12 protein-coding genes are annotated in these 10,783 nt (G+C 49.6%); 6 read left to right on the top strand and 6 right to left on the bottom strand.

The genetic code is table 11. The annotated features are described in order from the left end of the window. Window positions 1-15 precede the first annotated feature (15 nt). The 6 genes from METMK1DRAFT_RS14520 to METMK1DRAFT_RS14495 all read left to right on the top strand — a co-directional run bounded on the left by METMK1DRAFT_RS14520 (window position 16) and on the right by METMK1DRAFT_RS14495 (window position 5,599). Window positions 16-330: an ATP synthase subunit c family protein gene (locus METMK1DRAFT_RS14520; RefSeq protein WP_009075563.1), complete on the top strand. Its 315-nt coding sequence runs from the start codon at window positions 16-18 to the stop codon at window positions 328-330. A gap of 44 nt (window positions 331-374) precedes the next feature. Continuing rightward, window positions 375-1,817 (top strand): proline--tRNA ligase, encoded by a 1,443-nt coding sequence (proS, locus tag METMK1DRAFT_RS14515; protein ID WP_009075561.1) that lies wholly within the window; start codon window positions 375-377, stop codon window positions 1,815-1,817. Between the two features lie 34 nt (window positions 1,818-1,851). Further along, window positions 1,852-2,139 carry a 30S ribosomal protein S26e gene (locus tag METMK1DRAFT_RS14510; RefSeq protein ID WP_009075559.1) on the top strand — a complete coding sequence of 96 codons (288 nt, stop codon included), beginning with the start codon at window positions 1,852-1,854 and terminating at the stop codon, window positions 2,137-2,139. Between the two features lie 279 nt (window positions 2,140-2,418). Continuing rightward, window positions 2,419-3,432 (top strand): pyridoxal 5'-phosphate synthase lyase subunit PdxS, encoded by a 1,014-nt coding sequence (pdxS, locus tag METMK1DRAFT_RS14505; protein ID WP_009075556.1) that lies wholly within the window; start codon window positions 2,419-2,421, stop codon window positions 3,430-3,432. After that, window positions 3,429-4,025, top strand: a complete 597-nt coding sequence (pdxT, locus tag METMK1DRAFT_RS14500; RefSeq protein WP_009075554.1) for a pyridoxal 5'-phosphate synthase glutaminase subunit PdxT — start codon at window positions 3,429-3,431, stop codon at window positions 4,023-4,025. The genes pdxS and pdxT overlap by 4 nt, the downstream gene beginning before the upstream one ends. A gap of 62 nt (window positions 4,026-4,087) precedes the next feature. Beyond that, the gene (locus METMK1DRAFT_RS14495; RefSeq protein WP_009075551.1) at window positions 4,088-5,599 is read left to right on the top strand and encodes a holliday junction branch migration ATPase PINA; all 1,512 of its coding nucleotides are present in this window, start codon (window positions 4,088-4,090) and stop codon (window positions 5,597-5,599) included. Here METMK1DRAFT_RS14495 and hjc read toward each other — a convergent pair. From hjc to METMK1DRAFT_RS14465, 6 genes are all read right to left on the bottom strand, one after another. Next, complete coding sequence (gene hjc / locus METMK1DRAFT_RS14490) at window positions 5,588-6,022, bottom strand: Holliday junction resolvase Hjc (protein WP_048088045.1); 435 nt, start codon at window positions 6,020-6,022, stop codon at window positions 5,588-5,590. The two genes, METMK1DRAFT_RS14495 and hjc, sit on opposite strands and share 12 nt — an antisense overlap. 134 nt (window positions 6,023-6,156) lie before the next feature. Beyond that, a complete protein-coding gene (gene ilvC / locus METMK1DRAFT_RS14485; RefSeq protein ID WP_009075547.1) occupies window positions 6,157-7,164 on the bottom strand; it encodes a ketol-acid reductoisomerase in 1,008 nt (335 codons plus the stop codon). Continuing rightward, window positions 7,136-7,525 carry an ACT domain-containing protein gene (locus tag METMK1DRAFT_RS14480; protein ID WP_009075544.1) on the bottom strand — a complete coding sequence of 130 codons (390 nt, stop codon included), beginning with the start codon at window positions 7,523-7,525 and terminating at the stop codon, window positions 7,136-7,138. The genes ilvC and METMK1DRAFT_RS14480 overlap by 29 nt, the downstream gene beginning before the upstream one ends. Further along, window positions 7,503-9,221 carry an acetolactate synthase large subunit gene (locus METMK1DRAFT_RS14475; protein WP_048088145.1) on the bottom strand — a complete coding sequence of 573 codons (1,719 nt, stop codon included), beginning with the start codon at window positions 9,219-9,221 and terminating at the stop codon, window positions 7,503-7,505. The genes METMK1DRAFT_RS14480 and METMK1DRAFT_RS14475 overlap by 23 nt, the downstream gene beginning before the upstream one ends. Before the next feature lie 269 nt (window positions 9,222-9,490). Then, the gene (locus tag METMK1DRAFT_RS14470; RefSeq protein WP_009075540.1) at window positions 9,491-9,982 is read right to left on the bottom strand and encodes a magnesium-dependent phosphatase-1; all 492 of its coding nucleotides are present in this window, start codon (window positions 9,980-9,982) and stop codon (window positions 9,491-9,493) included. Beyond that, window positions 9,975-10,757, bottom strand: a complete 783-nt coding sequence (locus METMK1DRAFT_RS14465; RefSeq protein ID WP_009075538.1) for a GTPase — start codon at window positions 10,755-10,757, stop codon at window positions 9,975-9,977. Before METMK1DRAFT_RS14465 ends, METMK1DRAFT_RS14470 begins: the two co-directional genes overlap by 8 nt. Window positions 10,758-10,783 lie beyond the last annotated feature (26 nt).

The raw sequence follows: 10,783 nt of genomic DNA, 5'->3' as shown, positions 1-10,783 counted from the left end.
GTGGTGAAGTTTAACATGATCAATTTAAACAAGATAAAATATATAATTCTCCTCCTACCCCTTTTCTTAGGCTCGTTGACAGCCATAGGCCAGACAGCTGCTGAGACAGGCACCGGTTTTTCTGGGATAAACATAGGTGCGGGTTTGGCAGTGGGATTGGCTGCAATAGGTGCAGGAATGGCAGTGGGGATGGCAGCTGCTGCGGGAATAGGTGTCCTCACAGAGAAAAGGGAAATGTTCGGTACAGTGCTCATCTTCGTCGCCATAGGTGAAGGGATAGCTGTATACGGGATCCTGTTCGCTGTGCTGATGCTCTTCGGAAAGTTCTAAGTCCTAAACATTTTTTAGTTCCTCCTTTATTGCAATAACCCGTCATGAAGGTAAGTAGGCAGAAATGGTCGTCTAATTTTAGTGAGTGGTTTGACCGAGTCCTGTCTGAAGCAGAAATATACGATTACGGTCGTTATCCGGTCAAGGGAGTAGGGGTGTGGATGCCCTATGGTTTCAAGATAAGGCAGAACATCATCAACCTCATCAGGAGGCTCTTGGATGAGACCGGACACGAGGAAGTCCTCTTCCCGCTTCTCGTGCCCGAGGATCTATTGAGGAAGGAATCCGAGCACGTCAAGGGGTTCGAGAGAGAGGTCTTCTGGGTGACCAAGGGAGGGGAGGAGGAATTGGAACTTAAGTTGGCCCTGAGGCCCACGTCGGAGGTGGCAATAACCTTCATGGAGTCGCTCTGGTTGAAGGGATATTCACAGCTACCTAAGAAGTTCTATCAGATAGTGAGCGTCTTCAGATACGAGACCAAGGCCACAAGACCCATGATAAGGGTGAGGGAGCTGACCACCTTTAAGGAGGCACACACGGTTCACATGACCTACGAAGAGGCAGCAAAGCAGGTTGAGGAGGCAGTTCAGATATATAGCAAGTTCTTCGACACTCTCGGGATACCCTACCTCATCTCCAGGAGACCAGAGTGGGACAAATTCGCCGGGGCGGAGTATACCATCGCCTTCGACACACTGATGCCGGACGGGAGGGCCCTTCAAATAGGTACTGCTCACCACCTGGGTCAGCACTTCACCAAGGCTATGGACTACAAGGTAACTAAGGCCGACAACACCTCAGATTACCCCCATCAGACCAGTTACGGAATATCGGACAGGGTTGTAGCTACAGTGATCGCCTTGCACGGAGACGATCACGGCCCAGTCCTACCCCCCTCGATAGCGCCAGTGCTTGTTGTCATTATACCTATTCCAGCTAAGGACGAACAGACACAAGCTAAGTTGCTCGAGTTCGCTAGGCAGATCAACTCCACGTTAAACTCCGCTGGAATAAGCTCGGTATTGGACGGGAGCGATGAGAGGACTCCCGGGGAGAAGTATTACTATTGGGAGATGAGAGGAGTTCCCATCAGGGCAGAGATAGGCCCAAGAGAACTGGACAACGACACGGTCTTCCTCAAGAGGAGGGACACGCTGGAGGGTAAGTCGGTTAAGAGGGATGAGTTGGTGCCGGCAATTAGGGAGACACTCGCAACGATACAGAAGGATCTCGCCGAGAGGGCCTGGAGAGACTTCAAGGAGAGGGTGAAGAGGTTCGAGGACATTCAGGGGGTCAAGAAGTACCTCTCGGAGAGAGGGGGGATAGCTGAGGTTCCGTGGTGCGGTTCCGAGACTTGCGGACTTAAGGTGGAGGAAGAGGTCCAAGCTAGAGTACTGGGATCTCCCTTAATCCCAAACGGAGAGGGAAAATGTGTGATTTGTGGAAGGGGAGCTAAGAATTCTCTTAGAGTGGCAAAAACTTATTAGATATTGGTGGTAAGTGTCAGGAGGTGTAAAGTTATTGCCTAAGAAGAGAGAGAATAGGGGCAGGAGAAAGGGCGACAAAGGCCACGTAGGTACTATAATGTGCGACAACTGTGGTGCCAGGGTTCCAGAGGACAAGGCCATTTGTGTAACTAGGACGTACAGCCCAGTCGATGCAGCTCTAGCAAACGAGCTAGAGAAGAAGGGGGCAATAATAACGAGATATCCTGTCACGAAGTGCTATTGTGTGAACTGTGCAGTCCACTACGGACTCATTAAGATAAGGGCCGAGGATGAGAGGAAGTCTAGAGCAAGGATATACTGACGTTGAAGTCACTCGCCTCAGCCGTGGCCTTCGCTAATTTTGTCATCATTTCGTGTTACCTTTGGGGTTTAAGTTGAGGGCTCTTTTCTCAGCTTCGTTTTAGACCTCTGGTTCCATCCTGGAGGGAGTTCAATCATAACATTCGTGACATTTCCAAAAACTCTCAATTTCATCTGCTTGATTTTACCCTTCAACTGGTCCCTATATCTGTAAACTTGGTCAGTGATTTCGTAATACCCTGGCGTAAGCTTATAACTTAAATTTGTCTACGATTTACTTATGAGACTTTATGAGCTATCCTTTCACGAAATCGAGGAGTTCTTCTATAGGTTAGCCGAAGTGAGGGACGTACTTAAAGGAGATGGGTATCTCTCCTTCCTGCCTGAGCTTAGAACAGACCTTTCACCTATCCAAGGCACCACTTATGTAAAGCACGCCTTCCCCATATTCCAGAAGGGAGGGGTAGTTATGGACGTGACTAACGTGGAGCAGGCGGGGATAGCCGAGGAGGCTGGGGCAGTATCGGTGATGGTTCTCGACAAATTACCCTACGACGTTAGGAAGGCTGGAGGAGTGGCGAGAATGGCTGACCCTAAGGTGATAGAAGAGGTCATGAACTCCATCACCATACCAGTGATGGCCAAAGTCAGGATAGGCCACTATTATGAGGCCAAAGTCTTGGAGGCCTTAGGAGTGGATATGATAGATGAGAGCGAAGTCCTCACTCCAGCTGACGAGGAGCATCACATCAACAAGTGGGAGTTCAAAGTTCCCTTCGTCAACGGTGCAAGAAACCTGGGAGAAGCCCTAAGGAGGATATCGGAAGGAGGATCCATGATAAGGACTAAGGGGGAACCTGGAACCGGAAACGTCAGTGAGGCGGTAAAGCACATGAAGATAGTCAACTCGGAGATCAGGGCCGTCAAGTTCATGAGTGAGGAGGACAGGGTCAAGAAGGCCAGAGAGATGCAAGTGCCCTACCAGCTTCTGGAGCTAACAGCCAAGCTCAATAGGCTTCCCGTTGTGAACTTTGCAGCCGGAGGTATCGCTACTCCAGCAGACGCAGCACTCATGATGTGGCTCGGCTCGGATGGAATATTCGTCGGTTCTGGAATATTTAAGAGCCAAGATCCCTTGGAGAGAGCTAAGGCGATAGTCCTGGCCACCTCCTGTTGGGAGGACCCTGAGGTCGTACTAGAGGCGCAGAAAATGATAAGCGAACATAAGTCCATGATGGGGATGGACATAAGAACGCTTAAGCCAGAGGAGTTAATGCAGGTGAGGGGAGTATGAAGGTCGGTGTACTGGCGTACCAGGGAAGCTTTGAGGAGCACTACCTAATGATGAAGAGGGTCCTCCAGGAGAGGGGAGGAGGAGAGGTAATACAAGTGAAGAGAGCTAAGGACTTAGATGTTGACGCTATCATCATCCCTGGGGGAGAGAGTACAACGATTGGTATGATAGCCTCTAGGTTGGGATTGTTGGAACCACTTAAGGAGAAGATCACGCAAGGTCTTCCCGTGATGGGAACTTGTGCCGGTGCCATAATGCTCTCCAAGGACGTAGTTGATGCGAAGGTTGGAAAGAAGAATCAGCCTCTAATAGGCTCCATGAACTCCTCTGTGGTGAGAAACTACTATGGAAGGCAGAGGGAGAGTTTCGAGGCCACGGTGGATCTCTCAGAGATAGATGGAGAAAAGGAGAGGTTCGTATTCATCAGGGCCCCGGCAATAACTAAGGTTTGGGGAAAGGCGAGGGCCCTGGCTACACTCAACGATGTTATAGTCATGGCTCAGGAGGGAGGTATGCTAGCCACGACCTTCCATCCTGAACTCTCTGGGACCACTAAGGTTCACAGCTATTTCGTGGAGATAGCTAAGAAGTAGTTTTTTTACTTCCTAGAACGTAAATTGCTCAGAAGGGGAAAGATCTTTTGCCCAGTGAGTTCATGCTGGATAAGAGTTCCCTATTGCAGGGAATCTCTAGATACGTGGAAAGAAACATGATAAACGGGTCCTTCTTGATTCACAGGGCCTTGTTGAGACAACTGGAGGAGGAGTCTAGACAGGGGCTGGTGACCAGTGATATAGCCCTGGAAGAGATAAATAGGCTCAAGGAGCTCTCCGAGAGATATCTCTTCCCCGTGGAAATAGTAGGGTCTCCAGGAGGCTCTGTCGAGCAGGAGCTCAGGGACTACTGTGCCGAGAGGGGTTGTGAGCTCCTCACCGCCGACGAGGTGCAGAGGAAGGTGAGCGAGATATTGGGTATCAAAGTGAAATTTCTGGAACCCCTCATGGAGCCATTGACCATAGAGAAGTTCTTTGACGGAAGCACCATGAGCGTTCACCTTAAGGAAGATGCCGTACCGAAGGCCAAGAAGGGAAGACCTGGGGATTGGGAGTTCATAGTCCTTCAGGACTCTCCATTATCCAGTCAGGAGATAAAGAAGATAGTCTCAGAGATACTCAACTCCATAAGGTGGATGAAGGGTTCGTTCATAGAGATTGAGAGGAAGGGGTCCACTATAGTACAACTAAGTAACTACAGGATCGTCATAACCAGACCCCCGCTCTCTGACGGATGGGAGATCACCGCGACCAGGCCAGTGGCTAAGAAGAAACTGGAGGAGTACTCCCTAAACCCAGAACTCATCAGGAGACTTGAGTCGAGGGCAGAAGGTATACTGATAGCTGGCTCTCCAGGCATGGGTAAGACGACTTTTGCTCAGGCCTTAGCCGAACATTACATGAAGTTAGGCAAGATAGTCAAGACCATAGAGTCCCCTAGAGACATGCACCTTCCGCCTGATATTACGCAGTACTCCAAGAACTATGCGGAGATAGGCGAGCTTCACGACATACTCCTACTGAGTAGACCCGACTACACTGTCTATGACGAGATGAGAAATGACGAGGACTTCAGGCTTTACATAGACCTCAGGCTAGCCGGTATAGGCATGATCGGCGTAGTTCACGCCACAACTCCCATAGATGCTATCCACAGGTTCCTCAACAGGGTAGACCTAGGCACTATTCCAGGCATACTGGACACAGTCCTGTTCATAAATAAGGGATCGGTGGAGAAGGTTTACAGCCTGGAGATGACGGTTAAGGTTCCTGAGGGCCTCAGGGAAGCGGACTTGGCTAGACCAGTGGTTCAGATAAAGGATTTCCTTAACGACAAGGTTGAGTATGAGATCTACGTGTTCGGGGAGCAAACCATGATAGTACCTGTGGGAAGGTTGAGTTTGAACACGGTGGAGAACAGGATATCAAGGGCTATAACGAGCGTTATCCCAGGGGCCACTGTGAAGAGCGAGAGAGGCGAATATGTAGTAGAGATACCTAAGGGTGAAATCTCTAAGTTCAATAGGAAGGTAAACTCGAAGTTAAGGAGGATAGAGAAGAAACATGGGGTGAAGATAAGGATAAAGTTACAGGATGAGGAATCACAGGAATGAGTCCAAGGGTTTACTGAACTTGGACTCCACGTAACGAACTAGCGCGTCCAGGTCCAACCCGGCTCTAATGGCGTCCTCCGTGGCCACGAAGTTTCCTCCATCTGTTCTCCTGAGCTCTGAGAACTTAAGGAATCTGAGTTCCCTGGGTCTCTTCACTGCTAAGAAGAGCTCTCCCCCACTCTTGTGGGCGAACTCCAGTATTCCCTCCGCCTGATCCCTCTTCACATAAACCTGCTTTCCGTTTCTCCTGCTCTTGACTTCTATCAAGAGTATGACCCCGTCCTTCATCGCCACGATGTCGGGCACCGGATCTTTCCTTTTACTTCCGCTGGCAGGGGATCTTATAACTGCAAACCCCCTATCCCTCAGGAGGGTGAGGATCCTTCTCTCCTCTTCCGTTCCCCTTCTCTTCCTGTAATTCACGAGAGTTTTATACAAAGGGAGAGTTATAAAAATGAGTAGTTTTGTCCCTGCCCATAGAAGGGGGCAGGATTCTTCACGTCTAAACCTAGAACCGTATAAATCCCAATAATTTTACAATCCAAACTTAAAAAGTGTCAGGACTTAGGCTTGCCCCTCTCTATTATTTCCTTCAATCTTCTCCCAACTTGCTCCTCAAGGCTCTTCTCCGCTTCCTCCATTCCCTTCTTGAGGGTAGGACTTCCTCTCCCGTACTCCTCTATCCACTCCTCAGCGAATTTTCCGCTCCTCACTCTCTCTGCAGCCTCCCTAATCCTCTTCCTGGTCTCCTCATTGATAACCCTCTTGCCTACGGTGAAACCTCCGTATTTCGCGGTATCTGAGACAGCGTTAAGCATACCCGTGAATCCCTTCTCGTAGATCAAATCCACAATCATCTTAAGTTCGTTTATGGCCTCAAAGTACGCCACTTCGGGCTGATACCCTAGTTCAACTAGGGTCTCGAAAGCGGCCTTCATTAACTCCATGACTCCCCCAACTAAGATCGTCTGCTCTCCCACAAGGTCTGTCTCAGTTTCCTCCTTAAATGTCGTTTCTATGGCTCCAGCCCTGGTTCCTCCTAAGGCCTTAGCTATGGCCAGCGCCTTTTCCATGGCCCTTCCGGAATAGTTTTGATGAACTGCAACTAGAACTGGAACACCTCCACCTTTTACGAAGAAGTCCCTCACTATAGGCCCTGGTCCCTTAGGGGCTACCATGTAAACGTCTACGTTTTGGGGGGGCTCAATGAGTCTGTAGTGTATGTTGAAACCGTGGGCAAATACCAAGTCCATACCGGGCTTGAGGTTAGGCTGCACGTGCTCCCTATATATAAACCTCTGAACCATATCAGGAACCAAGAAGATCACGACGTCTGCTCCCTTCACGGCGTCCTCTGTTTTCTTCGGATGAAAACCATCGGCCTGAGCCTGTTGCCAGCTCTTGCCTTCCCTTTCGAGTCCCACGGTCACGTCGAGACCTGAATCCCTGAGGTTTAGGGCCCAAGCCCTACCTTGGCTTCCATATCCTAACACGGCGATCTTCTTTCCCTTTAAAGGATCGAGTCTTACTTCCGAATCAACGTATATCTTTGCTATACGACTCACCCCAACTGTAGCCAGTAACCTTAGAGAAAACTGGTACATAAATTATGATAACCCTCCCATCGTTTGAGTCAGACTGAGACGGATTTCCAGTATTGTCGAAAGAGTGAGAGATCACTTTAGCGTCCTCAAGAATCTCAACTCGGTCCACGTCCACCATTTTGCTCAGGTTTAGTATAGCCAGATAAGTGTTCTTGGTCTCCTTTAACTCCATGAGTACCTCATAAAGCCCATCATCGTTGACCCTCCTTGCCTGTATCCATTCGACGTCCACCCACAGCTTCCTCAGCGCCCCCATAACTCTCTCGAGGAACCCAGGATCCCTGTAGTAGCCGTACACTCTAACTACCTTTCCTTGGGTCACGCACTATCACCTGCTTCAGTTTTCCTCCTGGTGGAAGGGTTGGGAGAGCCAGCTCTTCCTTATCTATAGGTACCCTGATCACTGCAGGAACGTTCTCCTTAATGGCTATGTTTATGGATCTCGAGATCTCGTCGTAGCTAGTGGCGTTGAAGCCTAAAGCTCCGTAGGCCTCAGCTAACTTAACGAAGTCTGGAGATGGACCGTAGTCGACACCCACTACCCTCTTGCTCTGGAATAGATCTTGGACCTGTCTGACCAGTCCCAGTGTCCTGTTGTCGAATATCACAGCGATGACTGGGATGTGCTCATCCACAGCCGTGGCTAAGTTATTTCCTGTCATCAGGAAAGAACCATCTCCGTCCAGATCCACCACTACCTTGTCAGGCCTCGCCATCTTAGCTCCCATGGCGGCAGGTAAACCGAAACCCATGGTTCCCATCCCTGTGGAGGAAAGGAAGGTCCTAGGTTCTAAGACTTCCCAAAACACCTCTGACCACATCTGGTGCTGTCCCACGCCCGTGGTGACTATGGCGTCTCTCGGAATGGCGTTCCTTATGGTCTTGAGTATCTTCCACGGTTTCAGCTTTCCGTCCTCTTCGTGATAGTAATACTGAGAGTAATAATCCCTAAGCTCTTTGACTCTTCTGATCCACGCCGTGTTATCTTTCTTTCTGCCGACCAAGCGAACTGCACTTATTATCTCCCTCAGTAAGACCTTGGCATCTCCATACAGTGGGACGTCTATCTTAAAGGCCCTCTCTGAGTCCGTGGGATCTATGTTTATCATTATGAATTTCTTTCTAGTCTCCACCATCTCGTCGTAGGAGGTGAAAGTTCTATCGCTCAGCCTCGCCCCAACGATGAGCATGGCATCAGACTCCAGTGCCGCCATAGAGGCCTCTGCCCTCCCGTAGTAGCCCATGGCCCCAAGGAACAGGGGATGATCGTGAGGTATGGCCGACTTCCCAGGTAGAGTTGAGACCATGGGGATTCCCAGAAGCTCGGAGAGCTCTAGGATCTCTGGGGTCGAGTTAGACCAAACCGCACCGGTCCCGGCGAGAATTATGGGCCTCTCTGCCTCAATTAAAATCTCTGCTGCCCTCTTTATCTTAACCGTATCTATTATCGTTCTGAAAGGTCTATAGCCTTTGACGTTGGGCTTCTCTGGCCACTTCACATCATCTACCTTCTCCAACTGGACATCCCTCGGGATATCTACCACTACCGGTCCAGGTCTCCCTGTGGTGGCGATGAAGAAGGCGTTCTTGATCCAGAGAGGTATTTCGTGGATGTTCTTGACCTGGACCACATACTTCGTGGCGTTAGCGAATATACCTGGTGTGTCAGCCTCTTGGAACGCCATCTTTCCTATTACAGACCTAACTACTTGTCCGGTTATTGCAACGACCGGGGAACTGTCCCAATAAGCCGTGACCATCCCTGTCACGAGGTTAGTGGCACCGGGTCCAGAAGTCGCCGTACATACGCCGGGTTTCCCTGAGGCTCTAGCGTAACCGTCTGCAGCGTGAGCTGCTGCCTGTTCATGTCTCATTAGTACATGTCTCAACTCACCATTTTGAAGGTCCTCCAGGAAGGCGTCATAGATGGGCATATTCGTGAGTCCGGGGATACCGAATATGGTACTTACTCCTTCCCTTTTGAGAGCGTCAACTACTAGCCTAGCTCCGCTGGGCAACATAGAACACCTCTTCCATAGTGTATAGATGCCTGGTATAACTTGCCTTCATTTTTTGAAAAAGTTTCAGACTTGGAGGGTATAACCACCTATCATCCTTTTCACGAGCATAAAGGATTGAGAGGTGGTTTTTAAACTTTCTTATTTCATTTTAACCTAATGAAGGTTATAAAATGTTAAAACTCATATTTATTAGTGAGGATAAGTTGGGTCACAGGTATTCCTGGAAATATTTGCTACAGGATTTTTTCCTGGGGCATCCAGAGGCCCTATCGATCCGTGTCGATCCTCTTCAGGATCTCCAAGTGATCGTTCACTTCCCTCCACATCTCTAGGCATTTGACCTTTCCTAGATAAAGCCAGACGTTTCCGAAGTGAACCCTCCTGTCGTCCACAAAGAGTATCTCCTCCGGTCTGATCGTCTTTCCCCTCCTCCTCATTTCAAGGATAAAGTCACCCAACATGAGGAACTTATAGGGAAAGTCCCTCGAAACCACGACGTCGAAGAACTGCTCTAGCTCTAAGGCCTTGAGGACTAGGCTGGTCTTGTGGGAGAAATTCCATGTGGCCATCCCTATTATGATCCCCCTCTCCCTAAGCTCCTTGAGGGTTCTCCTCACGTTTTGGAACACCTTCAGTTTCCTGCCCTTCGCGTCCACCAGGCTGTTCCCTTCTATTACGGTAAAAGGCTCTTCAAACTCTGAGATGTTGTAGTGATCCCAGAGAGTCTTGTCAGCATCGAACACGACAGCCTTAATCATGCCCACAACCCTTCGGGAGTATATAGTATGTGATCTTCCCCTCATGATAGTCCCTTATAAGCTGAACTGCCGCCTGATCCACGATAGGTTCTCCATTACTCCTGTAGATCCACCCCCTCTTTCTGGCTATCTTCTCTAAGAGGTCTAGGGGAGAGGTGTAATCTACCTTGTAGACTTTCCCGAGGGAACCTCTACTGAACTCCTCTATTCTTTCAATGAGAGCTAGGGCAACCTTAACCGGATCCTCGAGATCCTCCGGTCTGCTCCCCCTTATGGCCCTCTCCAGCGGGTTACCGTCTGGGGGTATCAATCCTGGAGAGTCTATTGCGTAAAGCTTCGAGTCTATCCTGAACAGTTGCAGGGACTTAGTGTATCCAGGTGAGAAGGGGTGGGGAGACGTTGTGGCCGAATGTCTTCCCTTTAGGGCATTTATTATGGAAGATTTACCGGTCTTGGGATAGCCCACAAAACCGACTATGCCTCCCCTCCCTCTCATCGCCTCCTTAATGGAGGTTCTCAACAACTTTGTGCCCATGTGTTGTGTTGCCGCGATATAAACTGTGGGGTGTCCCTCGAGCTCAAAACACCTCTTCCAGGACTCCAGGACCCCTCTGGGAACCAAGTCTCCTTTGTTTAGAACCAGGAGCAGGGGCTTCCCCAACCTCTCCACGAGGCTCTCCATACTCCTGGACCTGGTCAGTCGAGGTTCCCTAGCATCCAGTACCTCTACTATTAGGTCGGCCCTGCGAATTACATCTTTCACCAGTTGTAACATTTATTTTATTTGGGATGTACCCCTCA

The organism is Metallosphaera yellowstonensis MK1 (assembly GCF_000243315.1).
Lineage (GTDB): Archaea > Thermoproteota > Thermoprotei_A > Sulfolobales > Sulfolobaceae > Metallosphaera > Metallosphaera yellowstonensis.
Note: the sequence above shows the minus strand (reverse complement) of the source record. Positions and strands in the feature narration are given on the sequence as shown.